The 25,705-nt window shown below is 62.5% G+C and carries 23 protein-coding genes and 1 pseudogene; 7 read left to right on the forward strand and 17 right to left on the reverse strand.

Features of this window, described 5'->3' with window-relative positions:
• The first annotated feature begins 68 nt into the window (after window positions 1–68).
• From HX805_RS31710 to HX805_RS31735, 6 genes are read left to right on the forward strand one after another with little or no spacing between them, the layout of a single operon-like run.
• Window positions 69–518 (forward strand): hypothetical protein, encoded by a 450-nt coding sequence (locus HX805_RS31710; RefSeq protein ID WP_102606212.1) that lies wholly within the window; start codon window positions 69–71, stop codon window positions 516–518.
• Window positions 515–1,516, forward strand: coding sequence for a type III secretion system cytoplasmic ring protein SctQ (sctQ, locus tag HX805_RS31715; protein ID WP_177117637.1), 1,002 nt, complete (start codon window positions 515–517; stop codon window positions 1,514–1,516). Before HX805_RS31710 ends, sctQ begins: the two co-directional genes overlap by 4 nt.
• Window positions 1,513–2,166: a type III secretion system export apparatus subunit SctR gene (sctR, locus tag HX805_RS31720; protein WP_003208316.1), complete on the forward strand. Its 654-nt coding sequence runs from the start codon at window positions 1,513–1,515 to the stop codon at window positions 2,164–2,166. Before sctQ ends, sctR begins: the two co-directional genes overlap by 4 nt.
• A gap of 10 nt (window positions 2,167–2,176) precedes the next feature.
• The gene (gene sctS, locus HX805_RS31725) at window positions 2,177–2,446 is read left to right on the forward strand and encodes a type III secretion system export apparatus subunit SctS (protein WP_003208314.1); all 270 of its coding nucleotides are present in this window, start codon (window positions 2,177–2,179) and stop codon (window positions 2,444–2,446) included.
• A gap of 6 nt (window positions 2,447–2,452) precedes the next feature.
• On the forward strand, window positions 2,453–3,265 hold the full coding sequence (gene sctT, locus HX805_RS31730) for a type III secretion system export apparatus subunit SctT (RefSeq protein WP_003208312.1): 813 nt from the start codon (window positions 2,453–2,455) through the stop codon (window positions 3,263–3,265).
• Window positions 3,266–3,268: 3 nt separating this feature from the next.
• On the forward strand, window positions 3,269–4,315 hold the full coding sequence (locus HX805_RS31735) for an EscU/YscU/HrcU family type III secretion system export apparatus switch protein (protein ID WP_003208311.1): 1,047 nt from the start codon (window positions 3,269–3,271) through the stop codon (window positions 4,313–4,315).
• A gap of 57 nt (window positions 4,316–4,372) precedes the next feature.
• Here HX805_RS31735 and HX805_RS31740 read toward each other — a convergent pair whose 3' ends face one another.
• The 17 genes and pseudogenes from HX805_RS31740 to HX805_RS31820 form a co-directional block, all read right to left on the reverse strand.
• Window positions 4,373–7,843 (reverse strand): hypothetical protein, encoded by a 3,471-nt coding sequence (locus HX805_RS31740; protein WP_177117638.1) that lies wholly within the window; start codon window positions 7,841–7,843, stop codon window positions 4,373–4,375.
• Between the two features lie 106 nt (window positions 7,844–7,949).
• A complete protein-coding gene (locus tag HX805_RS31745) occupies window positions 7,950–8,681 on the reverse strand; it encodes a UTRA domain-containing protein (RefSeq protein ID WP_177023005.1) in 732 nt (243 codons plus the stop codon).
• 82 nt (window positions 8,682–8,763) lie between these two features.
• Window positions 8,764–10,137: an LLM class flavin-dependent oxidoreductase gene (locus tag HX805_RS31750; RefSeq protein WP_008433157.1), complete on the reverse strand. Its 1,374-nt coding sequence runs from the start codon at window positions 10,135–10,137 to the stop codon at window positions 8,764–8,766.
• A 25-nt stretch (window positions 10,138–10,162) separates the two neighbouring features.
• Complete coding sequence (locus tag HX805_RS31755) at window positions 10,163–10,993, reverse strand: amino acid ABC transporter permease (protein ID WP_177054080.1); 831 nt, start codon at window positions 10,991–10,993, stop codon at window positions 10,163–10,165.
• Complete coding sequence (locus HX805_RS31760) at window positions 10,990–11,808, reverse strand: ABC transporter substrate-binding protein (RefSeq protein ID WP_008433155.1); 819 nt, start codon at window positions 11,806–11,808, stop codon at window positions 10,990–10,992. Before HX805_RS31760 ends, HX805_RS31755 begins: the two co-directional genes overlap by 4 nt.
• 139 nt (window positions 11,809–11,947) lie before the next feature.
• Complete coding sequence (gene pnuC / locus HX805_RS31765; protein WP_008433153.1) at window positions 11,948–12,529, reverse strand: nicotinamide riboside transporter PnuC; 582 nt, start codon at window positions 12,527–12,529, stop codon at window positions 11,948–11,950.
• A 15-nt stretch (window positions 12,530–12,544) separates the two neighbouring features.
• Window positions 12,545–13,381: a 5'-nucleotidase, lipoprotein e(P4) family gene (locus HX805_RS31770; protein WP_177028588.1), complete on the reverse strand. Its 837-nt coding sequence runs from the start codon at window positions 13,379–13,381 to the stop codon at window positions 12,545–12,547.
• Window positions 13,382–13,393: 12 nt separating this feature from the next.
• A complete protein-coding gene (locus HX805_RS31775) occupies window positions 13,394–15,541 on the reverse strand; it encodes a TonB-dependent siderophore receptor (RefSeq protein ID WP_177036595.1) in 2,148 nt (715 codons plus the stop codon).
• Window positions 15,542–15,667: 126 nt separating this feature from the next.
• Window positions 15,668–16,540, reverse strand: coding sequence for a sulfurtransferase (locus HX805_RS31780; protein WP_102369483.1), 873 nt, complete (start codon window positions 16,538–16,540; stop codon window positions 15,668–15,670).
• Entirely contained in the window at window positions 16,537–17,655 is a 1,119-nt protein-coding gene (locus tag HX805_RS31785; protein WP_177117639.1) for a phosphotransferase, read from the reverse strand. Before HX805_RS31785 ends, HX805_RS31780 begins: the two co-directional genes overlap by 4 nt.
• Entirely contained in the window at window positions 17,652–18,572 is a 921-nt protein-coding gene (locus HX805_RS31790; protein ID WP_177009725.1) for an ABC transporter substrate-binding protein, read from the reverse strand. Before HX805_RS31790 ends, HX805_RS31785 begins: the two co-directional genes overlap by 4 nt.
• 147 nt (window positions 18,573–18,719) lie before the next feature.
• A complete protein-coding gene (locus tag HX805_RS31795) occupies window positions 18,720–19,112 on the reverse strand; it encodes a Rid family hydrolase (protein WP_177117640.1) in 393 nt (130 codons plus the stop codon).
• Between the two features lie 8 nt (window positions 19,113–19,120).
• Window positions 19,121–20,470, reverse strand: coding sequence for an MFS transporter (locus tag HX805_RS31800; RefSeq protein ID WP_008433139.1), 1,350 nt, complete (start codon window positions 20,468–20,470; stop codon window positions 19,121–19,123).
• Window positions 20,471–20,561: 91 nt separating this feature from the next.
• A complete protein-coding gene (locus HX805_RS31805) occupies window positions 20,562–21,275 on the reverse strand; it encodes an SDR family NAD(P)-dependent oxidoreductase (RefSeq protein WP_003208289.1) in 714 nt (237 codons plus the stop codon).
• Between the two features lie 13 nt (window positions 21,276–21,288).
• A complete protein-coding gene (locus tag HX805_RS31810) occupies window positions 21,289–22,572 on the reverse strand; it encodes an NAD(P)/FAD-dependent oxidoreductase (protein WP_177117641.1) in 1,284 nt (427 codons plus the stop codon).
• A gap of 111 nt (window positions 22,573–22,683) precedes the next feature.
• A complete protein-coding gene (locus HX805_RS31815) occupies window positions 22,684–23,610 on the reverse strand; it encodes a LysR family transcriptional regulator (protein WP_003208286.1) in 927 nt (308 codons plus the stop codon).
• A 59-nt stretch (window positions 23,611–23,669) separates the two neighbouring features.
• A pseudogene (locus HX805_RS31820) lies at window positions 23,670–24,875 on the reverse strand (DUF1835 domain-containing protein).
• 193 nt (window positions 24,876–25,068) lie between these two features.
• On the opposite strand from HX805_RS31820, the gene HX805_RS31825 reads away from it, so the two are divergent.
• The gene (locus tag HX805_RS31825) at window positions 25,069–25,533 is read left to right on the forward strand and encodes a metallophosphoesterase family protein (RefSeq protein ID WP_177117642.1); all 465 of its coding nucleotides are present in this window, start codon (window positions 25,069–25,071) and stop codon (window positions 25,531–25,533) included.
• Window positions 25,534–25,705 lie beyond the last annotated feature (172 nt).

A 25,705-nucleotide genomic window follows, 5' to 3' on the forward strand; every position in this document is an offset into this window, starting at 1 on the left:
AGCTCCCACATTCGATCTTCATGCACTCAGTGAGTGCGCTGTTGGTATGACGATGGAGAAAAGAACCGATGAAGACTGAACAACTGCGCACCCTGCAAACCCTGCGGGTGCTGCGCGAACAGCGGGCGGCGAGCCAGTTGGCGGCGCAACAGCAACGCTGCGCGCAAACCCGCGGCGCTTTGACCGACGCCAAGGAACAACTGCGCCTGCACCGTGAGGCCGTTGCCCATGAAGCCGGCGAGATTTACGCCTCGCTGACCGAAGGCCTGTCGGTGGCCAGTTGGCAGGCCGCCCAGGATCGCCTGCGGGGCTTGGCCGACGATGAGCAGGTGCTTGAAGGCGACGTCAGCCACGTGTCCAGTACCCTGCAAACCCAGGAGCGCGAGCGTGAGCTGTTTCGCCAGGAGCGCCTGAGCCGCCAGCGCCAGTCCGATGCCTGGCAAAGCCTGCTGGACGGGCGTGAAAGCAGCGAACGGGTGGCCGGCGAGCTGCGTGAAGAGCAAGGACTCGGCACATGATCGTGGCCCTTGCCGACCCGTTGGCGCCCTGGCTTGAGCACTACGACCCGGCGCTGCTCACGCTGCATAACCAATTGCACCGCCGGCGGCATGCGTGGCAGGGCCGCTGCGCCGGTCAGGATCTGAGCGTCGCCTGGGCCGCCGATCCCCAGCCGCTGAAAACACCCCGGGATGTGTTGCTGTTGCTCGGCCAGTCACCGGTGCGCTTGCGACTCTCGGCTGCCGCCCTGGAACAAGTACTGGTGCCGCTGGCGTTGCAGTTCGACGCGCAAGTGCTGCCGGCATTACCGCGTTCGCTGCTGCTGGAACTGGCCGTGCTGGACCTGATCGAGCGCCTCGAACCGTTGCTCGGCCACCCCGTGCAACTGCTCGAAACCAGTGACGACCTGCGGCCTTATGCAGTGCATCTGGCACTGACATTGACCTTCGGCAACAACCCACCAATGGCCGCCCGCCTGGACTTGAGTGAAAGCGCTGCAGTGCTGGTGGGCCAGTTGCTGGAGCAGCACGGCCAGATCGACGCCGACCCGTTGCCGGCGTTGCGCCACACGCTGTCAGTAGTGGCCGGGCGGCAATGGTTGAGCCTCGGCGAGCTGCGCAGCCTGCAGCCCGGCGATGTGCTGATGCTCGAACCCGGCAGCGGCTGGCTGCTGGACCTTGAGGGCCGCCTGCAAGCCCGCTGCCAGCGCGACGGCTCGTCGCTGCAGGTGCAGGAACCTCTGAACACGCCCCTTTTGGACATGGAGAACACAATGACTGACGTCGATGCCGCCGCGGCCCTGGACGATTTGCCCCTCAAGCTGGTGTGCCAGGTCGGCAGTCTGGAACTGACCCTGGCGCAACTGCGGGAACTGGGGGCGGGCAGCCTGCTGCAACTGAATACGCCGACCGTGGATGGCGTCGACCTGATGGTCAACGGCCGCCGCGTCGGCCAGGGCCAGCTGGTGAAAATCGGTGACGGCCTGGGCGTGCGCCTGCTGAGTTTCGCCACCCCATGACCGGTTATCAGCCGAACCTGATCGAGATCATCCTGGTGGTTGCCACCATCGGGTTGATCCCGTTGGCGGTGGTGACCCTCACCGGCTTCATGAAAATCTCGGTGGTGCTGTTCCTGATCCGCAACGCCCTGGGCGTGCAGCAGACGCCGCCGAACCTGGTGCTGTACGGCATCGCGCTGATTCTCTCGGTGTACGTCACCACGCCGTTGATTGGCGACATGTACCGCCAGGTAGAGGGCCGCGACCTGAATATCGAGCACGTCGAGCAACTCAAGGACCTCGGCGACGCCTTGCGCCCGCCGCTACAGGCGCACCTGGCACGGTTTGCCAACGAGTCCGAGCGCGGCTTTTTTGTGCAGGCCACCGAGACCATCTGGTCGCCGGAAGCCCGTGCCGACCTGCGGGATGACGACCTGGTGGTGCTGATCCCGGCGTTTGTCAGTTCGGAGCTGACCCGGGCCTTCGAGATCGGGTTCCTGCTGTACATCCCGTTCCTGGTGGTGGATTTGCTGGTGTCCAACGTGCTGATGGCGATGGGCATGTCGATGGTCTCGCCGAACCTAATTTCGATCCCACTGAAAATCTTCCTGTTCGTGTCATTGAGCGGCTGGTCGCGCCTGATGCACGGTTTGATTCTGAGTTACGGCTGAGGCACGACCCATGGGCCAGGACGTTTTCCTGTCATTGATGAAACAGGCACTGATGACCGTGCTGATGCTCTCCGCGCCTGCGCTGGGGGTGGCGATCATCGTGGGTTTGAGCGTGGGCCTGTTCCAGGCGCTGACCCAGATCCAGGACCAGACCCTGCCCCAGGTGGTGAAGCTGGTGGCGGTGTTGTTGACTATCGTGTTCCTCGGCCCGGTGCTCGCCGGGCAAGTGGCGGAACTCGGCAGCCAGGTGCTGGACAACTTCCCCTTGTGGACGCGCTGACCGCCCATGGATGCCAGCCTTACCGCACAGTTTCTCGAAGTCGCCTACCCGGTGATCAGCTCGGCCTCGCTGGCGGCCTGCCGGGCCATGGGCGTGGTGGTGATCACCCCGGCGTTCAACCGCCTCGGGCTCACCGGGATGATTCGCGGCTGCGTGGCCGTGGCGATTTCGATCCCGATGTTCATGCCGGTGTTCGACGCCATGACCTCGATGCCCAACCACGGCAGCCTGTTTATCGCCGGGTTGCTGATCAAGGAATTCCTGATCGGCATCTTGATCGGCCTGTTGTTCGGCATTCCGTTCTGGGCGGCGGAAGTGGCGGGGGAGTTGATCGACCTGCAGCGCGGTTCGACCATGGCGCAACTGGTGGACCCGTTGTCCACCGGGGAGTCGAGTGTGATGTCCACCTTGCTGACGGTGATGTTGATCACGCTGTTCTTCATGTCCGGCGGTTTTATCCTGATGGTCGACGGTTATTACCACAGCTACCAGCTGTGGCCGGTGACCGCGTTTACCCCGGTGTTTGCCAGCTCGGCGTTGCTGGCGGTGCTGTCGATTCTCGACCAGATCATGCGCGTCGGAGTGCTGATGGTGTCGCCGCTGATCATCTCGCTGCTGGTCACTGATTTGATGCTGGCGTACCTGTCGCGGATGGCGCCGAACCTGCATATTTTCGACCTGTCGTTACCGGTGAAAAACCTGTTTTTCTCGATCCTGATGGTGATCTATATCGGCTTCCTGATTCCGTTGATGCTGGACCAGTTGGCGGAATTTCGCGGCACGGTGGAGCTGCTGAAAACCCTCGCGGGCATGGAGTAGCGCATGGGCGATACCAGCGAAGAGAAGTCCCAGCCGGCCACGGATAAAAAACTCAAGGACGCGCGAAAGAAAGGCCAGGTCGCCAAGAGCCAGGACTTGGTCTCGGGCATGGTCATCCTGTTCTGCACCCTGTGCATTTCCATCCTCGCGCCCCGGGCCCAGGCCCAGGTCACGGCGCTGATCGACCTGACTGCGCAGATCTACATCGAACCCTTCGCCACGGTTTGGCCACGGGTGCTGGACCATGCCGAGCAACTGGTGATCGGCATTACCCTGCCGGTGATGGCGGTGACCACCGGGGTGGTGATCCTGACCAATATCATCACCATGCGTGGCTTTGTGTTTTCCGTGGAGCCGATCAAGCCGGAGTTCAAGCGTATCAACCCGGCGGAAGGCTTCAAGAAGCTGTTTGCCCTGCGCAACTTTGTGGAGTTCATCAAGGGCCTGATCAAGGTGCATGTGCTGGCTGTGGCGTTCTACGTGGTGGGGCGGCATGCGTTGCAGGCGTTGATGGAGTCGTCGCGGTGTGGCGCGGGGTGTATCGAGTCGACGTTTTTCCTGGTGCTCAAGCCGCTGGTGTTTACCGTACTCGCGGCCTTCATCCTGGTGGGGGGGGTGGATGTGTTGATGCAACGCTGGCTGTTCGGCCGCGACATGAAAATGACCCGCAGCGAGACCAAGCGCGAGCGCAAGGACATTGACGGCGACCCGTTGATCAAGAGCGAACGGCGACGCCAGCGCCAGGAGATGCAGGCGCTGGCCACCAAGCTGGGGTTGGGCCGGGCGTCGATGATGATCGGCACCACCGATGGCTGGGTGATAGGCGTGCGTTATGTGCGTGGTGAAACGCCGGTGCCGGTGGTGGTGTGCCGCGCTTCGCCGGAGGAAGCGTTGGGGATGTTGCAGGAGGCGTTTGATTTAGGGATACCGCAAGCGCCGGACAAGGGCTTGGCGGAAGCGATTGCGCGCAAGACGGTGCCGGGGGATCCGGTGCCGGATGCTTCGTTCCAGGCGGTGGCGGACTGGTTGGTGGCGGCGCGGTTGATCTGACGATCTTGAGCCGAACACCGCTCCCACATGGGTTCTGCCGGGTGTCAGGAAGTTCAGTTATGGCTTGTCCACATCATGGTACTCACCCCCATACCCATCCCCCACCCGCCAGATAATGTCGTGGTTCTCATTGGTCCATTCCGACGGTTTCAGCGAGTACTTGTAGTCCTCTGAGTTACGGTTATTCCCGTCCCCGATAAAGTCCGGGTGGTCCCGCCGATGGTCGCCCCCGCGGATACTCGACCGCGCATCCCACTCTTCCTTGCGGAAATCAAAAATGCTCTGGTCCTGCGGCGCATCCCGCTGGCCCCAGTCGGACAGGTAGGTCTGCAACCACACGTACGCTTCATCCCCGTTGGGCTTGAGCAGCCCGTCCTGCTTGAAGTCCTGGATCTGGTCCCAGTTCTGCATCGAGATCTTGTGCAGCTTGTGGGACTGCACCGTGCTCAAGATCGCCCCGACAAACGACAACGCGCCGGAGATCAAGAAACCCACCGGTCCCAGGAACGGAATGATCCGCCCGGTCACCCCCAGCGTGCCCAGCACGCCGCCGGCCGCGCCCACCAGGCTGCTGACACCACCGGCCATCGACAGTGAGCCCGAGGCGATTTTCACCGGGTCTTTCTCGCGCACACCATCACGCAAGGTAAACGCCGCCTGCACCACACTGATCACGCCGCCTGCCACGTCGGTGGCCATGCCGATCACCTTGATCGCGCTGCTGGCGAACTTCGCGCCAAAACCGGCCCCGGCCACGCCGCCGCGGCTGGCAATGCCTTTTTCAATGCCTTCCTGGATCTTCGCCGCACCTTCGTCGCTCCAGCCGCCGCTGTTGAGGGCCTTGCCCACGTCCTTGCCGTCGTCCATGGCCTGGTCGACGATCTCGAAATACTTCTTCTGCACCGCCTCGGCGTCCTTGGGCAGCGCGTGGTACCCCTCGCCGGGCTTGGCCCACAGGTCGGGCAGGGAACGGTCGAAGCCCATCAGCTTGTACGCGTTGGTGCCGCGCAACTTGTCGTAGACCTTCAAACCCAGCGTGGCGAAGTGCGAGCCGGTGCCAAGGAAGCCAAGGAAGTCGTTGGCGATGCCCAGGCGTTTCATCGGCGTATCCGCCAGCTTGCCGCCTTGCCCGGCGAGTTGGTAGACGATACGGCCCATGCCGATTGCGCCGCCCACCGAGCCGAGTACGCCGTTGTCCTTGAGGAAGTTGAGGTTCTTCACGAACGCGCTGCGGTTCTCTTCGCTGAGGCCCGGCATGATCTCCTTGCTCACGGCCTTGTCGATGTCGCTGAAGCTGATCACGCCGTTTTTCTGCCAGGTGTCGCCAAGGGAAATCATCGCCTTGCCGAAATCGGCGGCGGCGTTTTTGTCCTTGAGCAGTTGGTCGACGAACTTCGAATACACACCCAGCGCCTGGCGCGGCAGGCCGTCGGCACTGCCCTTGAGCATCGACAGGATTGCCATGGTGTTGTCGGTGGTGGCCAGGGCGGTGTTGTCGTCTGAGATCTTGGTGGGATCGTCCATCAGCTTTTCAACGGCATCGGTGTAGCCGTCGATCTGCAGGTTTTGCAGGAAGTTGTCGGCCTTGGCCGGGTCGATATCGGCCAGGGCGGTGTAGGCGGTCTGGATTTCCTGGGTGGCCAGTTCGGTCTTGCCGCTGTCCTGCAGGGACTTGATGTACTGGGTGAAGTTCTCCGAGGAGGTGCTGTCGATCAGGCGCTGCCTGGTCTCATCGACCTTCGCCTGGCCGCCGTAGACCTTGCCCAGGGCTGCGTCGTGGTTGGCCTTGATGTCGTGCTGGATGGTCGAGTCGCCGAGCAGGTCGTTGATGGTCTGGTCGATGGCCTTGGTGTCGAAGATGTTGTCGCGTACATCCCGCGAGGTCACGTCGATGGGCGTGGTGGCGATGCCCTGGTTGCCGAAGCCGTGCTCGGGAATGATCGACATGCCGTTGTCGGCCATGCTCCTGGCTTCCACCGCCCGCAGGAACTTGGCGCGCGGGTCGTCCTTGCCGATGCTGCCGTCCTTGACCCCGGCGCGGTAGCTGTCCACCAGGGTCTTCATCGACAGGTCCTGCACCGACAGCGGGTTGCCGCTGTCATCTTTCTCGGTGGTGGTCAGGTTGTCGACGGAGACGTCCTTGAGGGGCGGCAGGCCGTTGTCGGTGCGCAGCTTGTCGACGTCGGTGGTTTGCGCGGCGATGTCGCTGCGGTAGCTGGAAATCTGCTCGAACATCTGTGGATTGCTGTCTTCCGACACCACGATTTTCTCTTCGCTGCCCCCCGGCTTGTGCTGGGTGAAGGCGATCAGGCCCGGGCCATAATCACCGGCGCCGCCGACGCTCATGATGTCTTCGGTGGAGGCCAGGTAAGCGTCCGGGGCGGCGAGGGTGTAGCCGTCGCCCTTGGCCTTTTCGATGCCGGCCAGGGTTTGGCCCTTGCTGGTGTAGGCGGCGAAGGCTTCGGGGGTGATGTCCTTGGACACCACCAGCAGTTTACCGTCGGCCTGGTTGACCACCAGGATGCCGTCCATGGGCGCGTCGACCTTGCTGATGTCGCCCAGCTTCAGGCTGGCCTCGTCCTTGCGCAGCAGTTCCTGGCCGGGCAGGGACTGGGCGTTCTTGATGTAGTCGAAGGCCTGCGAGCCTTCGCTGGCGTGCACGGCGTGGAGGAAGTTGTAGAAGGTGCCGCCCGCGTTGGGGTTGGGGTTGCTGAGGTCGGCGCCGGGCTGCGGCAGGTCGGCTTCGGACTTGCTGATCGCGTACTTGTGGCCCTGGTGTTCGAACAGGATCACTCCGGCGCTGCTGTCTTCGGACACCACTTTCAACTGGCTGAAATCGAGGTCGCCCGGCAGGCTGGTGACTTCTTCATAACCTTTGGATTTGCCGTCATTGAGGGCTTCCTTGGTCACCCCGGCCTGGGTGTAGGTGCTGAACGCCTGGGGCGTGAGCAATTCGGAAATGACCAGAGTCTTGCCGTTTTCAAGGCTGACCTTGAGGATGCCGTCTTCAGCCTTGCCCACGGATTTGATGTTGGCCAGGCGCACGCCGTCGCCGTCTTCGCGCAGCAGTTGCTGGTCGGGGTTCTTCAGGCTTTCGACGATGGCCTTGCCGGCCGGGGTGCCCTGGGTTTCGGCCAGGGTCTGGAGGAAGGTGTACAGCGGGGTACCTTCGTCGGGCCCGCCCTGGTTGACCGGGGCTACGGCATGGCCGAAGCGCAGGTTCTTCAATACGTCGAAGCCGTCCTGGGCGTTGGCCGCACCCTCGGCGCTGATCTTGTATTTGGCGCCGTCCTGTTCGAAGTAGATCACCCCGGCGTCCTTGTCTTCGGAAATGACCTTGAGCTTGTCGATGTCGAGTTTGGCCGGGAGGGCGGTGACTTCCTTGTAGTCCTCGGGCTTGACGGTTTTGTCGCCCGGCCCGGTGCTGGCAAGGATTTTGGCTTTGTTCAGGACGGCGTCGAAAACCCGCTCGGGAGCGTTGGGTTGATCGACGCGGGGCGACGCGGATTTTTCGGGGCGGGTGATCATCGGTTCAGTCCATGTGAGGGGCGCACGAGGACTCGATAGTAGGGGCTGCAAGCGAGTGAAAACGGGTTCGTTGGCAACAAGTCACAAGCTTTCACAGGTGTGAAATTCACGTCCCGGGGTAGCGCGTCTCCATCACGACGGACAATGCATCCGGACGCCAGAATTCCTGGTCGAACTCCACCGGCTGGTCATCCTCGCCGAAGTTCAAGCGTTCCAGATACACGCTGGTGGAACCGGTGGACAATTGCAGCAACTCGGCCTGTTCTTCATTCACCGTGCCAATGTGCATCTCCAGCTCACACCGCGACAGCACCCGGGAAAACCGCTCCCGCAGCAGTTGGGTCAGCGAGGTATTCAGGTCAGCCTCCAGCAGCCCAGGGCACCAGCTGGCCAGCAGCGCGTTGAACTCCAGCAACACCGGCCGTCGGTCGATCCAGCGCCGCCGTTGCAGGAAAAACATCGGCTCATCCGCCGACGCGAGGCCCATCCGCCTGGCCAGCCAGTCGCCCGCGGGGCGCAGCTCTGCGTGCAGGCATTCGGTGCGCGGCGTACGGCCTTGGGCACTTACGTAATCCATGAAGCCGCTGATGCGTGTTGGGTCATAGCGGATGCGCCGGGGGCTGACAAACCAGCCGCGACGGTTTTCCCGGTACACCAGGCCTTCGGCTTCCAGCTGCTGCAAGGCCTGGCGCAAGGTGACCCGGGTGCAGCCGAAGCGCTCGATCATCTCCCGTTCGGACGGGAATTTCTCATCCGCCTGCGGCACACCCGCCGCGATATCGTGGGCGATCTGTTCGCGAATGCGCTGGTAGTGCGGTGAAATCGGGTCGAAAGGCATCCTGGGGTTCCGTGTGCAGGCCTGGCGTGGGCGTGACTCTACCGTTCCTGTTGGCGCAGGTCACGCAGTGCCCACCAGCACCTTACTCAAAGCGGAACGAAGCCCCATGGGCCGAGGTTGGCAAGCGGTCACTGCCGTCGGCGCTGAGCCGCGAACGCAGGGTGCCGGTCTGCGGTGTGGTGCGATACAACCCACGTTTTTGCAGGGCCGGGATCACCAGTTCGACAAAGTCATTCAGCGAGCCGGGGCTGATCAACGGGTTGAGCATGTAGCCGCTGGTGCCGGAGATTCTGGCGTGTTCCTCGATTTTTTCCGCCACCTGCTCCGGCGTGCCCACCAGGATCAGGTCGCTGCCCCGCGTCACGTTGGCGAAGCGTTGCTTGACCTCGCCGGCGGTCAGCGGTTTACCGCTGCCATCGGGTTTCATCACGTAGGAGGTCATGCCTTCGGTGTGAGTGGACAGTGCTTCGCTGTCGGCGTAGCGGCTGATATCGATACCGGTGTCGCCAGCGTAGCTCACCAACTGCGCCTGCAGGTGATAGTTGCTTTGCAGGGTCTCGTATTTCTTTTGTGCTTCGATGGCGGTGGGGGCCGTGACGATGCGCAACACGGTCAGGGATTTGACGTCTTGCTGACTGCGCCCGCGGGCCTCGGCCTGGCGCCAGATATCTTCCAGCCCCTGGCGTATCTCCAGCGGGTTGGATTTGGCGATAAACACCAGCTCTGCATGTTTGGCCGCGAACTGCCGGCCACGGCCCGACCAACCCGCCTGGATCAGCAGCGGAGTGCGTTGCGGTGAGGGGGACGTGAGGTGCGGGCCGGCCACCCGGTAATGGTCGCCGGCATGCTGGATCGGTCGAACACGCGTGCCATCGGCATAGGTGCGTGCGAGTTTGTCGGCGAGCACCGCGTCATCGGCCCAGCTGCCTTCCCAGAGCTTGTACACCACGTCGAGAAACTCTTCGGCGCGTTCGTAGCGGTCGTCGTGCTTGATCATCTGCTCCAGGCCGAAGTTGCGTGCGGCGCTGGACAGGTAAGAGGTGACGATGTTCCAGCCGATACGCCCATCGGACAAATGGTCCAGGGTGCTGAAGCGCCGGGCGTGGGTGAATGGGTGTTCATAGGTGGTGCTGACCGTGACGCCAAAGGCGAGCTTTTCGGTCAGGGCCACCAGTGCGGGAATGATCGTCAGCGGGTCGTTGGCCGGCGCTTCCACCGCCCATTTCAACGCCGCCGCTTCGGACCCGCCAAACACATCGTAGAAGCCCAGCACATCGCCGAAGAACATCAGGTCGAGGTTGGCTTCATCTGCCGTGCGGGCCAGGTTCGACCAGTACTTGAGGGTGTTGATGCCCAGGCGTTCATCCGCCGGGTGGGTCCACAGGCTGGGCGCGCCGCCGCAGCCGACACTGGCTTGTTCGTACAGGCCGAATAACAACGGGGTTGGATCAGACATGGTGCTTCCTGCAGGTAAAAAGCGGTTATCGCCCGTGAAGGTAGGCCTTGCCGTAGTGCCGCTCCAGGCGTGCCTGGATCAGTTCCAGGCCAATGGAGAGCAGCCAGTAGATGACGGCAGCGGTGGTGAGCATTTCGATATAGCGGTATGAGGAGCGCCCGTAGGACTGCGCGAGGAACATCACTTCCCAGACGCCCATGACCGAGACCAGCGATGAGTCCTTGAGCATCGAAATGAACTGGCTGGTGGTCGGTGGAATGATGGTGCGCATCGCCTGGGGCAGCACGATCTGCCAGAACGTCACCGCCGGGCCCATACCCAGCGCCGCCGCTGCATTCCGCTGGCCCTGGGACACTCCGATGATGCCGGCGCGAAAGATCTCGCTCAGGTATGCCCCGTAGTTCAACGACAGTGCAATGATCCCGGCGCTGATGGCGCCCGGCACTACGCCCAACTGGGGCAGGCCGAGGTAGATCAGCAAAATCTGGATCAGCAGCGGCGTGCCGCGAAAGAACGAGGCGTAAAAACTGGCAATCCCGAACGCCACCGCGCTGTTCGACAAGCGCGCCAGGGCCGTCGCAAACCCCAGGGCCAGGGACAGCCAGATCGAGCAGAAACACAGGAACAGCGTCAGCGCCGCACCCTGCAGAAAGCCGTTGGGCGACAGGTGCAGGCCCACCAGGTTTTGCCACTTGGCCGCGACGATCGCAAACTTCAGGTCGAAGCTCATGAACAGCCCGGCGAACAGGCACAGCATCACGCCCCAGGTCAGCCACAGGCGCACCTGGAAGGGCAACCACTGGCGTTTGACGGGCGGCGGTTTCACCACAGAGGTCGGGGTGGGGAAAACGCTCATTGGGTGATGTCTGCGCCAATCCATTTCTGGGAGATCTTCGTCAGCGTGCCGTCGCTTTTAAGGTCGGCCAGCACTTGGGTCAGCCTCGCGTCCCATTGGGGGTCGCCTTTTTCGGTGGCGACCACGTTGGGCTCGCTGTAAAGCTGTTTGCCGACGACCTTGAAGCGTGGGTCATGCTTGATTCGCTCATTGGCGGTCACCAGGTTGGTGAGCATTGCGTCCAGGCGTTTGCCGGTGCCGAGCGCCAAGTCCTGGAAGGCCACGATTTCATTGTCGTAAGGCACGGCTTGAATCTGGCTGAACGGGTATTCGATTGGCGTGTTGGCGCCTTCGATCACCAAGTCTTTGTTCAGGTAGGCCTCGTAGGTCGAGGCGCTGCCCACGCCGACTTTTTTCCCGGAAAGGTCACTGGCCGAGTGGATGGAAGATTCATCGGCGTTGACCACGATGACCGCCGGTGAGGCGTAATACTCGACAGGAAAATTGAACACTTGCCCACGGGCGGCACTTGGGGTCATGGAGCAGATGCACACGTCATAACGCCCTTGCCAGCGGCCTGCTGCGATTACTTCCCAAGAGGGTGTTTCCAACTTCAGGGTGACGCCAAGTTTGTCGGCCACGGCCTTGGCCACGTCGACGTCGAAGCCATCCAGCTGGTTTTGTTCATTGAGAAAAGAGAAGGGCGGATAGTTCTCCATCAGCACGCCAACCAACTGTTTGGATTGCGTGATGCGATCCAGCGTTGCCCCGGCGAACACCGCCGGGCTGGCCACTAACAGGGCCAGGCCCAAGGTCACGACAGTACGTAAATTCATAAATATACCCATGGGATTTTTTATATTTAAACGCGATAAGGGCTTTATGTTTAATGATTTTATGTACTGTAATGCGTTGTTTTAGTTATATGTTTTCCCAACTGTTGGCCTGGCAACAGTTGGGAAACAAACATCGTGTTCAAGCAACTGAAAGTTGCTGTTCCTGTTGGCGCAGGTCACGCTGCCACGACACCAACCCATACGCCGCCAGCACCACAAACCCGGCATACAGCGCAGCGGTCAGTTGCAGGTCCTTGTACACAAACAGCCCCACGTAGACCGTATCCAGCACGATCCACAGCCACCAGCTCACCACATACTTGCGCGCCGCCCACAGGCTGGCCACCAGGCTGAAAGCGGTGAGCAGCGAGTCGAGCCACGGCAGTGCGGCATCGGTGAAGTGGTGCATGGCGGCGCCCAGCAGCAGCGCGCCGATCACCCCGGCGAGCAGGTGCCGCCATGCTTCCTGGACCGGCAGCCGTTCCACCCGCACCTTGCCCGCGTCGATGCGCCCGGTGCTCCAGCGCCACCAGCCGTAGCCCTGCAACACAGCGAAGACCAGTTGCAGGAGCATGTCGGAATACAGCTTCACGTCGAAGAAGATCCAGCCGTACAGCAACACCGCGACCACGCTGACCGGCCAGCACCAGCGCACCCGTCGGGCGGTGAGCCACACCCCGGCAATATTGAAGATCACAGCGACTATTTCCAGCGGCGTCATACGTTCCCCTCAGGGTCAGTTTTGCAGGTGCAGCGCCTGTTGCTTGAGCTGGCGCTTGCGTTCAAAGGGCAGTTTTTCCTGGTCGCCATACGGCGCGCTGTACCAGTTGCCGTAAGTCGGGTTGGGCAGCACGAACCAGCGCTGGCCGAGCCAGCCCAGGTAGGGTTCGGCGGCCTTGCGCTGGGCGTCCAGGGTGTTGTGTTCGGCCTGCACGAAATCCCCCAGGGAATCACCCGCAAGGATCAGCACGCGGGCGTGTTGGGCGACCCATTGGCGTCGGCAGTTCTTGCCGTAGCCGGCGTGTTCGCAGCCGCCAATGGGCGTGCCGGCAGCCAGTACCTGCTGCTCGCTGTCCACCGGAAAGCCCCGCAGGCGCAGGTTGTTGACGGTGGCCTGGACCTGGCTTTGCTCGCGGTTGGTGATGTAGTACACCGTGATGCCTTTGTGTTTGGCGGCCTGCAGGAACGCCACGGCGCCCGGCAGCGCCTGGGCCTTGGCCTGGTCGACCCAGGTGTTCCAGCGGTCGTAGGAGTAGACCTGGTTGTTGACGACGTCCCGGGCATTCAGCGGGATGTTGTCGAGCACGGTCTCGTCGATGTCGACGATCACCGCTGGCGGCAGCCCGGCCAGATTGCGCGGTGGCAAGGGCAGGGCGTCCCAGTCCGGGGTCTTGAGGGCCACGTCCAGTTGGCGAGTGGCGTTGGCGAACACCTGGCGGTAGATCAGCTCGTGCTCGATGGAGGTCTGGGTCCACAGCACCGCATCCAACTGGTCGTTGGCGGGCGGTTGCTGCTGGCAGCCGACGAGGGCGGTGGAGAGCAGGCACACACTGGCAAAAATCAGATTACGCATGAACAGTCAGCCTCAAAAATTGACGGTGGCGGATAACCGCGCGGTGCGTGGCGCGCCGAGGAACAGGTAGCCATCGCCCGCCGATTCACCCACATCGCGCCAGTAGCGTTTGTCGAACAGGTTGTCGACGGTCAGGCGCAGCACAGTATCGTAATCACCGACTTTGGTGCTGTAGCGTCCGCCGACATCGAACACCGCGTAGTCGTCGACCTTCACGCTGGCCTCGCGGTTCGCGTACTTGCTGCCGCTGTATTGCACGCCGCCGAGCAGGGCCAGGCCCTTGATCCCGGGAATGCTGTAGTCGCCGTGCAGGCTGGCGCGCAGCTTGGGCACGTTGATCGCCTGGTGGCCGTCGTAGTCGTCGGTGCCGCTGCCGCTCACCCGGGCGCGAATCGCCGCCACGCTGGCGGACACTTGCAGGTTGTCGGTCACCCGACCATTGGCCGAAAGCTCCAGGCCGACGTTCTTCTGCTGGCCCTGCTGTACGAAGGTGATGCTGCCGTCATCGCTGGGCCGGTTGTATTGCAGGTCCTGGGTGATCTGGAACAGCGCGGCGGTCAGGCTCAGGCGCTGGAAGTCACGCTTGATCCCCACTTCCAGCTGGCGCGAGGTGGTCGGCGGCAATACCTCATCGGCGTTGCTGCTGAACCATGCCGCGGTGCCGCCCAGGGACAGGCCCTTGCTGTAGCTGGCGTACAGGGTGGTGTCCGGGCGCGGCTTGTAGATCAGCGCCACCTGGGGCAGGAATACGCTGCGCTGGGTATGGCGGGTGGTGTCGCCGGCCTGGTCGTAGGTTTCTTCGTCGAGGCGCACCTGGCGCCCGCCGAGAATGGTTTGCCACTGCTCGTTGAAGCTGATGCGGTCGCTGGCGAACAGCCCGTATTGGCGGCTGTCCAGGCGCCGGTAGGTATGGCCCAGCGGCCCCTCGTAGGGGTCAAGCACCGGCGGCTTTTCGTAGATATTGCCCTCGCCGATGTATTCGTTGACTGATTCACGCCGGTCCACCAGGCGGCGCAAGGCAGTGGTGCCGAAGGTCAGGTCATGCTTGAGAAAACCGGTGTCGAACTGGCCGTTGAGGGCGGCCTGGGCTTCTTCGTTGCTGCGGGTGTCGTCGGGGCTGCGGTAGTCCGAGATGTCGTAGTCACCCTCGGCGCTGAAGTGGTTGGGCACTGCGGTGTTGGCGCAACTGGCGGCGCCGTAGCAACCCCAGGCGAAGGTGCTGTAGTCGTCGATCACCACGCGGCTGCGGGAGGCGCTGAAGCTGGCTTTCCAGGCCTCGTTGAAGCGGTATTCGAACAGGCCGTCGAGGTTCAGCGACTTGATGCCCACCGGGTTCGACCAGCTCTGGTAGCCCAGCAGATCACGTGGCGACACGTTGTGGGGCACGGTGGTGCCGCCGAGCAATTGGTATCCGGGCACCGAGCGTTGCTCGCGGTTCTGGTATTCGGCGTTCAGTTGCAGCAGGGCGTTGGGGCTGATGTTCCAGTCGAGGGCCAGGGAGGCAAAGTCCCGCTGGCCGTCGGCGTGGTCGACGTAGGAACGGATGTCTTCGTGGGCCAGGTTGACCCGCACCCCCACCTGCTGCTCGGCACCGAGCCAGCCGCCGACGTCGGTGGCCAGGTAGCGCTCGCCGTGTTCGTTGGTGGAGACAGTCACCGAGCGCACGTTCTCCGGGCGCTTGCTTACGTAGTTGATCAAGCCGCCGGGTTCGGACACGCCGCTTTGCAGCCCGGACAGGCCCTTGAGCACTTCCACTTGCTGCTTGTTTTCCAGTGCGACGTTCTGTTCGCCAGTGATGGTGCGACCGTTGATCTTGTAGCTGCTGGCCGGGTTCAACGAGAAACCGCGCACCACGAAATTCTCGTAGTAACCCACCGGCGCATAGCTGTCGCCGACCGAGGCGTCGTTCTTCAATACTTCACTGAGCAGGCGGGCTTGCTGGTCTTTCAGGCGAGCCTCGGTGATCACCGCCACCGAGGCCGGGGTGTCCAGCAGCGGGGCGTTATCGAAGCCGGCGACAGCGGCCTTTTTCGCCTGGTAGTCGGTGGCCTGTTCACCGACTACGGTAATGGTGTCCAGGGTCGCGTCCTGGGCGTGGGCGGCCGTGGCGGCGAGGGTGATGCTCAGGGCGAGCAGGGTGTGACGGTACGGTGTTGCCATAAAAGGAGCGCTCCAAGGGCCTGCCCGCTGGCGCCTCGCGCTTTATTGGGCGCAAAGGGGCCCAGCGCTGCGCAACGGACGGGTTGCCAGTACGAAATTAAAAAGCCGGGGTCGCCGCAAAAGGCGTCAGGCCGGAGCTGCTCCGGTAGTCATTGGTAAGCGTGCGTCGGCGGCCCATTCCTGCAGCGAGCCGTCGTAGAGTGCGAGGTCCTGGCGACCCAGCAGGGTCAGGGCCAGGGCGTTGGCCGCCGCGGAAATTCCGCCGCCGCAGTACAGAATCAATGGACCGTCGCTGTGCAGCAGCGTGGGTCCGATAGCCACGGCCAGGGCGTCCTTGGGCAGGTAGCGACCCTGTGCATCAAACAGCGTGCGTGCCGGCAGGTTGTGGCTGCCGGGAATGTGCCCGCGCCGGGCGTAGCGGGTGGCTGCGGTGCCGTCGAACAAGGCGCTGCCCAACGCGCAGACGAGTACGCCGGGTGCTTGTCCTGCGGCCACCGCCTCAACGCCTGCGCGGTCGATCCACAGTGGTGCGTAGGTGCTGATCGGCCAGGGTTCGACGACGGGTGTGTTTGCAGGCTGCCCGCTGTGCTGCGGTAACCCCGCCCGTTGCCAGGCGTTGAAACCACCGTCCAGCACGCCGGCGTGAATGCCCAGCCCGCGCAGCATCCACCACAGGCGTGCGGCCCAGAAACCGTCGGCGCGATCGTAGATCACCACGTTGCTGCCGACGCCTGCACCCAGATTCGCCAGTGCCTGAATCAGGGCTTGTGGTGTTGGCAGGGCGAAGCTGTAGCTCGCTTGAACGTCGGCCAGATCGGTCAGCAAGTCGGCATGCCGTGCGCCGGGGATATGTGCGTGCAGCCAACCGGCATGACCGCTGGCGACCCGGTAATCACCGTCAAAACGCGGGGACGGCAGGACGACGGTGGCGTCCAGTATCACCAGCCCGGGCTCCCCGAGGTGGGCATGCAGCCAATCGGTATCGACCAGGATACTCATACGGATTTTCGCCGCAGGTGGTTGAGCAATCGTTGCCCCTGGGTACCGGCAAACCACTGCAGATGGCCCAGCAGGTAGGCGTGATAGGCCACGTCGGCACTGTGGGTGGAACCCACTACGCCTTGGTAGTACGCGATTTCGGACAGGGCAAAATCCACATGCACCAACGGCAGCAGGGCGCTCAGGGTGAGCAGGTCCTGGGCGCTCAATGGCCGGCCCCGGTGATAGCCGGTGAGCAATGCGTCGACGCTGTCGAGGTCCGCTGCTGCCAGGCCACCGCTGTCCAGGTCCAGCCAGGGCACGGCGTTGCGTTCGATGGCGGTCGCCAGGTCGTAGAGGGCGAAGGTGCGGTCGGCGAGGCCGAAGTCCAGCACGCTGGCGACGTTGCCGTCTGCATGCCACAGCAGGTTCGAGGCGTGCCAGTCGTTATGGGTCCAGAGCGCCGGTTGTTGGTGCAGCAAGGGTTGCAGGGGCGCGTGCCAGGGCAACAGCAGCTCGGTCAGCCGTGTGTGCCAATCCTTGTCGGCAAGGTACTCGGTCAGCGCGGGGGTGTTGGCGATCGCGGCCAGTGGCGCGGGTTGATCGATCACCCGGGCATTGGCCAGCAGCACTTCTGTTTGACGGCGGGGTGCGCTGTAGTGCTCGGCTGCCAGGTGCAATCGAGCCAGCGCCACACCCGCCGCCTGCGCATGTTGAGTGCTTTGGAAGGGCGACCACGACAGCGCATCGCGGTACAGGTCAAGGCCCTCGGCGACATGGTGAATCTCGTAGGTCCATTCACCTTGCGTCGTGGCCGTTGCACCGTGGCGGTTCGGCACCACTGCGGCAACCGGTGCGCCGTGGCGATGCAGGTGGGCGATCAGGCGGTGTTCTTCTTCCAGCCATGCGGCTTGGCGCACGTGTCGGTGATGCCGTTTGACGAACAGGGTGGCGCTGCCGGTATTGATCAGCCCGGCAGCGGAGAACGGTCGCGGGCTGTGCCAATGCAAACTGCGCAGTTGACCCAGTTGCGGGTACTCGTGCAGCAACTGTTGGATATCTGCTTCGTGCAGCGCTGGCCAGTCGGCAGCTACCGGATCAAGCCCCAGGCCATGGGCGGTGCGTTGTGGATTCATGCCGTCGCCCCGGGCAGATAGGCGTTGCTGGTTGCCCCTTGCCACACCTGCGGATTGTCGAGCACCGCGTGCTCGTGCAGCCACTCGGCATAAGGTTTCAGCAGCGCCTGGCGTTGCTCGCCCCAACGACCGTCATGCAGCCAGGTCGGAGCGATTTTGTGCAGGGATGCGCTGAGCAATTCCGCCGGGAAATACGGTGTGGTGTGCTCATAGGCCGCCAGCGCGATGGCTGGCTCTTCGGCCACGGCGAGATAGCCACGGGCGGTGGCCGCGAGGAAATCACGCACCAACCCGGGCTGCTCGGCGAGGGTTTGTTCGTGGGCGCCCAACAGGTAGCTGTGATACGCCGGTGCGCCAATCTGATCCACCGGCAACACCACCCGGCGTTCCGCTTCGATGGGGCTGTGCATCAACGCTTCCCAGGCCCAGTAGCCGCCGAAACTGGCATCGGCGATGCCTTCGGCCAACTGTTCGGGCCGCAACTCACGTACGCCGCTGTCCACCAGGATCACGCCATCAGGGTCGCCACCGTCGTTGCTCACAAGGTGACGCACCATCGCCAAACCCCGTGGCGTGGGGTTGAGCGCCAGGCGCTTGCCCACCAGGTCTCGTGGGCGGCGGATGCCGGAGTCGGTCAGGGTTTGAATCGACTCAAGGCCCGCATGATTGATCGCCGCGATGCCTTGCAGGGCTTGCCCCTGGCCGCGCCGGACCAGCAGGCGGTTGCTGGGGAAAATGCCGAAGTCCGCCGCGCCGGTCAGCAGGTGCTCAAGGGTGTCGCCACGGTAGGGGTCGTGCACCACCAACTCCACATCCAGGCCCAGCTCGGCGAACCAGCCGCGTTCCCGCGCCAGGTACAAACCCGCCGAATTCGGCCAGGGATGAAAGTACTCCAGCATTACCTTTACCGACACCATCGCTTGCTTCTCCAGCCTGCAGTCTTTTGATGGGGGCGATTTATAAGGGAGCAATCTGGTATATACCAATATCGTTTATTGCTATGGATATAACCGGGACCAAAAAAAACCGCGGCCCAAGCCGCGGTTTTTTACTCATCGCCTGGGTCAATCGGCAACGATGGCGTACGTTTCGATTTCGACTTTCTGCCAGGGGCGCAGCATCGAATCCACCTGAATCAGGCTGCTGGCCGGGCGAGTGGCGTCGAACACCTCGCTGTGTGCCTTGGCGACGGAGGCGGCATCGTTGATATCCCGCAGGTAGACCACGGTGCGCACTACGTCTTCAGGGCCCATGCCCGCCTCGGCCAACACCTTGTTGACGGTGACGAGAATGGCCTGGGCCTGTTCGTAAGCATTGCTGTGTTCGTAATCGGGTGAGGCGCAGGTGCCGGAGATGTGCAGGTGGTTGCCAACGCGAACGGCGCGGGAATAACCGAACACGTTTTCGTACTGACCGCCCGAGGAAATAGTTTGCCGCGCTGTGGTTTTACTGGTCATGGTGGTTCTCATGTTGGGAGGGGTTTACCGGTGGAGTCCTTGACGAACAGGATCGAAATCAGGCCGACCACGGCACCGCCGATCAGGTACCAGGCGGGAATCATCTGGTTGCCGGTGATCGATATCAGCCAGGTATTGATCAGCGGGGCCGTGCCTCCGAATAGCGAGACCGCGACGTTGTAGCTCAAGGCGAGGGCGCTGTAGCGCACGCGGGCCTTGAACAGCGAAGTCATGGTGGCCGGCATCGCTCCTTCAAAAAACAACTGGGCGAGGGTCAGGATCAGCAGGGCGGCCAGCAGCAACCCGACACTCTGGGTATGCAGCAGCATGAAGCAGGGGAACGCCATGACGATCAGCAGCACGCAGCCGGTAATGATCATCCGGTTCCGGCCCAGTCGGTCGGCCAGCAAGCCTGAAACCGGGATCAACACCAGCATGAACAGCGTCGCGGCCATCCCCAGGTTCCTGGCGAACGTATTGCTGTACCCGAGTACGTTTTCCAGATAACCCGGGATGTACCCGAGGATGATGTAGTAGGTCACGTTGAACACGGTGACCAGGCCCATGCATTGCAGGATTTTCGGCCATTCGTTGACCAGTAAGCTGAACAGGCTGGGTTCGGCGCCCGTCGCCTTTCGCAGTTTTTCGTTGGCCTGGATTTCCTTGAACACTGGTGTTTCTTCCAGGCCAAGGCGCAAGTAGAGGGCGATCAGGCCGAGCAGGCCGCCAATCGCAAAGGGCACGCGCCAGCCCCAGTCCTGCATGGCTTGTTCGCCCAGGCCCAGGGTAAACAGGCTGACCACTGCACCGCCCAGCAGGAACCCGGAGATATTGCCGAATTCCAGCCAACTGGTGAAAAAGCTGCGTCGCTCGTCCGGCGAATGCTCGGCGATGAACGTGCAGGAGCCGCCGTACTCGCCACCCGCCGACAGGCCCTGGAGCAGACGCATGAGAATCAACAGGACGGGCGCAAACAGGCCGATGCTCGCGTAACTCGGGATCAAGGCAATGGCGAAGGTTGCGACGGCCATCAGCGTGATGCTCAGCGACAGCGCCGTGCGCCGGCCAAACTTGTCGCCAATGGGACCGAACACCAGGCTGCCCAGTGGCCGAATCAGGAAGCCCGCCGCGAAGGTGGCGTAGATCGCCATCAACTGGGTGGTCGGGTTGTCGTTGTGGAAGAACGTCTTGCCGATGATGCCGGCGAGAGAGGAGTAGAGCGCAAAGTCGAACCATTCGACCATATTGCCCAGTGTCACGCCGACGACCGCTTTGGTCAGCCGTTTGCGTGAGGGTTCAGCCGATGCACGGTCGGCGGGAAACCCTTGATGAATCGAGGAAGCGTGAACTTCGCCCATGATATTGCCCTCTGGAATAATTGTAGTGAGGCAGCAGTCAATAGGGAGTGGCAGGCCCACGTCTGATGCGCGGGGCCTGCGGAGGCTGGGGTCATCGCATATACACGCCCCCGGCGATGCACAATGATTCGCCTGTTATGTAGGAGGGTTTGGCGCTCAGTTGCCAGACCCAGTCGGCGATTTCTTCGACCCGCGCGGCGCGTTTCAAGGGGATCGATTCGATGGCGGCCTCGATGCGCCCGCCGGCACGGGTGCCTTCGGTGTCCACCCAGCCCGGGGCCAGTGCGTTGACCACAATATTGTCGCCGGCCAGTTCGATGGCCAGGGAGCGGGTCATCGACACCACAGCAGCCTTGGAGGCGCTGTAGAGCAACTGGTTTTTCGACACGGTGAACGCATCCACCGAGGCGAAGAACACGATAGCGCCTCCGCCGGCGGCTTTCAGGTGACGGGTGCCGATACGTGCGATGTTCAGTGAGCCCAGCACGTTGATGTCGAATATCTTGCGGTACAGCGCTTCGCTGAAGCTATCCAGGGATGACGTGGGAAAGATCCCCGCCGCATTCACTACGGCTCGCAGCGGTGCCTTGCCGTCCAGGGCGGCATCGAGGGTACGGGCCAGTGTGGCCTCCTGGGTGATGTCGCCGACCACTGGCGAAAACAAGGGGCTCGCCGGCTGTGTGCTGGGTGTTACGTCCACAGCGACGACGTGCCAGCCTTCAGCCTGAAAGCGCTGTGCGACGGCCTGGCCCATGCCCGAGGAAGTCCCGGTAACGATAACGCTGGAGTGCGGTGCAGTGTTCATAAGGGCTATCCGATCAGGCGTATTGAGGAAGAGGGGTGCCGGGTTGCAGAGCCAGTTCCAGCACATCCAGTTGGCGCTGGGTGTCCTGGTAGTTGCTCAGCCATTCGCGCTTGACGATATCGATGCGTGAGTCGGCCGGCTGCAACTGGGCAAACTTCGCCGCCAGGCTTTGCATGCCACGCTCGCGCAGGGTGAGAAAGCGCATCACTAGCCGGGTCTGCTCGCAATACACCGGCCATTGCGGGCCACGTGGGGCGCCCAGGCCGATGTAGAACAGGCCTTCCAGGTTGGTCGGCAAGGTCATCGCGGCGGTCCGCAGCGGAACACCGTCGCGCCATTGCAGCAGGCGTTCATCGAGGAACGGCAGGCGCGTGTTGAAACCGGTAGCCCAGACGATGGTGTCGTAATCGACTTGGCTGCCATCGGTGAACGTGACAGTCTTGTCCTGGATGCTCTCGATACCCGGTGCGACCTTGATTCGGCCGTGCTGGATCCAGTACAGCAGCAAGGTGTTGACCACCGGCGGTTGCGCATCCAGGTCGTAGGTATCCGGTGCCGGTAGCCCGGGGTAATTCTTGTGGGTGCCGACGCTGGCCATGATCAGCAGGTTCATGAGCATGTTCTGCTGTTCTGGCGGCAATTGCCCCAGCAGCGGCAGCTCGCCCCGGGGCAGGCCGAACAGGGTCTTGGGCTGGAACAGCTGGCCGCGTCGGATCGCAATGGTGGTGTCCAGGCGAGCCTGGGCGGCATCCACTGCGAGGTCGCATCCGGAGTTGCCAAACCCCACCACCAGCACCTTGCCTTGCACCTGCTGCACGTTGCGGTATTCGCCGGAGTGAATCGACACGCCGGTGAACCCCTTGCTTACTTGCGGGATCTTGCAATCCCACAGGTGACCGTTGGCCACCAGCACGCCGCTGTAGTGTTTGTGGGTGCCGTCTGCCAGGGTCACCTGCCAGCCCGCTTCGCCGTTCTCGTCCAGGGGCTTCAGGCTGCGCACTTCGGTGTTGAAGGTGATCTTTTCGCGCAGGCCGAAGGTGTCGGTGTAGGCGTTCATGTACGCCTTGACCTGATCGCGGCTCGGGTACACCGGATAGTCAGCGGGCATCGGGAACCCGTCAAAGAAGGAACTGCTCTTGGGGGTGATCAGGTGCAAGGCATCGTAGTCGCTGTTCCAGTGACCGCCGATGTTCGCGGACTTTTCGAAGCAGTCCACCTCGAAACCGGCGTCGGTCATGGTCTTCAGCGCCGCCAGCCCTGCGGCCCCGGCACCAATGATGCAGTAGTGATTGGACATGCTGGCTCCCCATTCAAGCGCCTGTTGTGGCGTCGCTGGCTGGAGTATCCCGCTCGGCAAGAGGTGGATGAATGGGCTAAGTCATGTGTTTCCTATAGGTGATCCCTATGGCTAGAGCGTCTCCAGGTGCGCATACAGGTTCTGGATGCGGCTCAAGTGGCTGCGCATCAGGTTGATCAGCACCCGGGTGGGCGGCGAAATAGGCGTGTCGTGGCGATGGATAAAGCCGAATACCTCGAAGATCGCCGGGCTGATCGGCACCCAGCCCAAGCGATCATTGAAGCCCAGCTGATGCAGGATCGGGCGCGTGGCAATCACATCGCCGAGTCCGCGCGCAGCCAGCTCGAAGCCGGTGATCTGGTGCTCCACTTCGATGATCGGGTCCAGCACCTCGCCGCCCTTGGACGCCAATTGCCCCAACAACCGGCGAATCGGGTCGGCGGTGCGCCAGCGCGCCTCGGTGAGAATCAACGGTGCCACCGCCAGGTCGCTGATGGTTTTCGGGCCCTTGAGTCGCTCCGGGTCGGCACTGATATAGCCGACCTGGGCCGACCAGACCGGCTCGCTGACGGTCAGGTTCTGCTGCTTGATCGGCAGCATCACCAGCCCCGCTTCAATTTCGCCCTGGCTCACCAGCTCGGCGATTTCCGAGGAATTGTAGCCGACGATCTTGATCCGCATATCCGGGTGCTGGGTGCGGAACTGCTCGATCAGGTCCGTGAGGAAATAGTGGTGGGCGGTGCCGAAGGTGCCAAAACTGGCCACGCCACCGGACAGTTCACGCACAGCCTGCACCGCTTCATAGCCCTGGCGTGCTGACGTCACCATGCCTTGTGCAAATGGCTGCAGGCGGCGTCCGGCTTCGGTGAGCATCAGTCGGCGATTGGTGCGGATGAACACGTGGGTACCCAGGTGCTCCTCCAGCCGCAGGATCTGCTCGGACAATGAGGGTTGGGAAATATGCAGGCTTTCCGCCGCCTTGGAGAACGTACCGTGCTCGATGGCGGCGAGAAAGTAGTTGAGCTGTTGTAAGGTCATCGCGCTGAACCGTTACCTGTTTGGCTCAACATGACACAGATCAAAGCTGTCGCGAAGAATCAATCACGCCACACGGGCATGCCATGTTCGTCAATTGTCCAGTGCGGGTGGCGCGGTCGCAGGCAGACGCCACCTACCCAGCGTTCTTCCGTTGCATGATCCGGCCAGTAGGCTGCGCCGTTCAGAACCTGGCGACCCAGCGCAGTCAGCGCCAACACCCGCTGCGGCCATTGCAATTGGGCCCCGGACTCGATCAACAGGGGATTCTCGCCATCGATCAACGGCCGCATCAGCGCATGAAACATCATGTCTCCCAGGTACGGCAGCGGTTCACGCTTGCCCATCAGCTCGGCGAACACCCGGCCAAACGGCACCGGCCCGGCTTCATCCACGTATTGCAGGGACAGGCGCTAGGTCAGGGACAAACCGTCCTGCACACCTGGTAACTCCTGCAACTGTCGGCGCAATGCCGGGGCCAGGAAGGGCAGGGAGGTGGAGCTACTCCGGGCCAGTTCCGCCAGCTTGATCGGCGAGCTGGCGCAATACGCCAGCCAGGCCTGCCGCGCCAGCTTCAGCATGTCCTCATCGACCCGCCGACGCTGCGGCCACAGCCACGCCAATACTTCAGGCGCCAGTTGGCCGATGCCGATAAAACGCTGCACGCCGGGGATACGATCGACTTCGATCAACTCCAGTTTTTCAGGCAGATGCTCAAGCCCAGCCAGCGCGCGAATCAGGAACAACTGATCGTACGCATCCGCCTCACACCACAACACGCTGTGGCCGGCGCTGCCCAGTTGTTCAAGATGGTGATATTCGTCCGCATGCCGGCGCGCCACTTCGGCCTCATCCATGGCAAACACCTGGCTGATATAGCGGCTGCGAACGGCCTGGTATTGCTCGGCAGGCAGGTCCTGCACCGGGCCCATGCACAATGGGTCAATCAGCATCCGGAAGCGGCCCTTGAACCCCGCCACGCCCAGGCTGTGGGCGATATCATTGCCGCAGCGCCAGTGGGTGGTGCGGGCTTCATCGCTGGCGTCGAAACCTGGATGGCGGGCGGCAAAATCCACCGCATCGACGTGGGCCTTGAGCTTGGGCCAGCTGGGAAAACCGAGTTCCTTGGCGATCGACCATTGGGCATCGGATAAGGTCGGGGTTGCGGCGGCATCGGCGCTTTTCAGGCGCTGCAAAAGTTCCTTGGCGCGCTTGCGCTGCTGCTCAAGGTTGATACGGCCGTTAGTGGACGAGAATGATTGCGACATACGATCTCCTTGTACAAACCTTGTCCGCTTTAAGGTTGGGAGTCGTAGAAATGTGATATTCAGTCAAGGTCTTGGGCGCAGCCCTTTCCGCGGATGGTGGCGTAGATGGCGCCAGGCGGGAAATATAGGCAGTGCAATGATTGATTGCAAGCCGCCCGGTGGATCGCGCCGGGGTTTTGCACAGGAGACGTTCATGAAAGTTGGTGTGATTTCCGATACCCACGGCTTGCTCCGCGCCGAGGCCCTGGCGGCCCTGGAAGGGTGCGAGCAGATTGTTCACGCCGGGGACATCGGTAGCCCGGAGATCCTTGAGTTGCTGGCCTCGATTGCGCCATTGCATGTGGTGCGCGGCAATAACGACCTCGACGCCGCGTGGGCAGAGCATTTGGCTGACCGGCTGGATTTTGACCTGAACGGCTTGCGGGCGTTGCTGGTGCATGACATTGCCGATGTGCCGAAGGAGCTTGATCCGGGCATCCGGCTGGTGATCACTGGCCACTCTCACAAACCATTGATCGAGTGGCACGGCGAGCGGCTGTTTCTCAACCCTGGCAGTGCAGGGCGGCGACGTTTCAAGTTGCCGGTGACCCTGGCGTTGCTTGAGGTGCGCGAGAAATCCATCAAGCCGCGCCTGGTGTCGCTGGAGCCCAAGCGCTGAAGAACGCTGAGGCGAAGGGGCTTGTTGTGGTGAGGGAGCTGCTGTGGTGAGGGAGCTTGCTCCCGCTGGGCTGCGCAGCAGCCCCAAGAAATTAACGGTGTTTTTTCAGGTGTATCGCAGTGGCTTTATTGGGGCCGCTTCGCCGCCCAGCGGGAGCAAGCTCCCTCGCCAC

This window comes from Pseudomonas sp. G5001, assembly GCF_013385475.1.
In the GTDB taxonomy this organism is placed as follows: Bacteria; Pseudomonadota; Gammaproteobacteria; order Pseudomonadales; family Pseudomonadaceae; genus Aquipseudomonas.

What these genes read in the sequence shown, in the direction of transcription:
- HX805_RS31710 (WP_102606212.1), top strand. Translation starts at nt 69, where the DNA reads ATGAAGACTGAACAACTGCGCACCCTGCAAACCCTGCGGGTGCTGCGC.
- sctQ (WP_177117637.1), top strand. Translation starts at nt 515, where the DNA reads ATGATCGTGGCCCTTGCCGACCCGTTGGCGCCCTGGCTTGAGCACTAC.
- sctR (WP_003208316.1), top strand. Translation starts at nt 1,513, where the DNA reads ATGACCGGTTATCAGCCGAACCTGATCGAGATCATCCTGGTGGTTGCC.
- sctS (WP_003208314.1), top strand. Translation starts at nt 2,177, where the DNA reads ATGGGCCAGGACGTTTTCCTGTCATTGATGAAACAGGCACTGATGACC.
- sctT (WP_003208312.1), top strand. Translation starts at nt 2,453, where the DNA reads ATGGATGCCAGCCTTACCGCACAGTTTCTCGAAGTCGCCTACCCGGTG.
- HX805_RS31735 (WP_003208311.1), top strand. Translation starts at nt 3,269, where the DNA reads ATGGGCGATACCAGCGAAGAGAAGTCCCAGCCGGCCACGGATAAAAAA.
- HX805_RS31740 (WP_177117638.1), bottom strand. Translation starts at nt 7,843, where the DNA reads ATGATCACCCGCCCCGAAAAATCCGCGTCGCCCCGCGTCGATCAACCC.
- HX805_RS31745 (WP_177023005.1), bottom strand. Translation starts at nt 8,681, where the DNA reads ATGCCTTTCGACCCGATTTCACCGCACTACCAGCGCATTCGCGAACAG.
- HX805_RS31750 (WP_008433157.1), bottom strand. Translation starts at nt 10,137, where the DNA reads ATGTCTGATCCAACCCCGTTGTTATTCGGCCTGTACGAACAAGCCAGT.
- HX805_RS31755 (WP_177054080.1), bottom strand. Translation starts at nt 10,993, where the DNA reads ATGAGCGTTTTCCCCACCCCGACCTCTGTGGTGAAACCGCCGCCCGTC.
- HX805_RS31760 (WP_008433155.1), bottom strand. Translation starts at nt 11,808, where the DNA reads ATGAATTTACGTACTGTCGTGACCTTGGGCCTGGCCCTGTTAGTGGCC.
- pnuC (WP_008433153.1), bottom strand. Translation starts at nt 12,529, where the DNA reads ATGACGCCGCTGGAAATAGTCGCTGTGATCTTCAATATTGCCGGGGTG.
- HX805_RS31770 (WP_177028588.1), bottom strand. Translation starts at nt 13,381, where the DNA reads ATGCGTAATCTGATTTTTGCCAGTGTGTGCCTGCTCTCCACCGCCCTC.
- HX805_RS31775 (WP_177036595.1), bottom strand. Translation starts at nt 15,541, where the DNA reads ATGGCAACACCGTACCGTCACACCCTGCTCGCCCTGAGCATCACCCTC.
- HX805_RS31780 (WP_102369483.1), bottom strand. Translation starts at nt 16,540, where the DNA reads ATGAGTATCCTGGTCGATACCGATTGGCTGCATGCCCACCTCGGGGAG.
- HX805_RS31785 (WP_177117639.1), bottom strand. Translation starts at nt 17,655, where the DNA reads ATGAATCCACAACGCACCGCCCATGGCCTGGGGCTTGATCCGGTAGCT.
- HX805_RS31790 (WP_177009725.1), bottom strand. Translation starts at nt 18,572, where the DNA reads ATGGTGTCGGTAAAGGTAATGCTGGAGTACTTTCATCCCTGGCCGAAT.
- HX805_RS31795 (WP_177117640.1), bottom strand. Translation starts at nt 19,112, where the DNA reads ATGACCAGTAAAACCACAGCGCGGCAAACTATTTCCTCGGGCGGTCAG.
- HX805_RS31800 (WP_008433139.1), bottom strand. Translation starts at nt 20,470, where the DNA reads ATGGGCGAAGTTCACGCTTCCTCGATTCATCAAGGGTTTCCCGCCGAC.
- HX805_RS31805 (WP_003208289.1), bottom strand. Translation starts at nt 21,275, where the DNA reads ATGAACACTGCACCGCACTCCAGCGTTATCGTTACCGGGACTTCCTCG.
- HX805_RS31810 (WP_177117641.1), bottom strand. Translation starts at nt 22,572, where the DNA reads ATGTCCAATCACTACTGCATCATTGGTGCCGGGGCCGCAGGGCTGGCG.
- HX805_RS31815 (WP_003208286.1), bottom strand. Translation starts at nt 23,610, where the DNA reads ATGACCTTACAACAGCTCAACTACTTTCTCGCCGCCATCGAGCACGGT.
- HX805_RS31825 (WP_177117642.1), top strand. Translation starts at nt 25,069, where the DNA reads ATGAAAGTTGGTGTGATTTCCGATACCCACGGCTTGCTCCGCGCCGAG.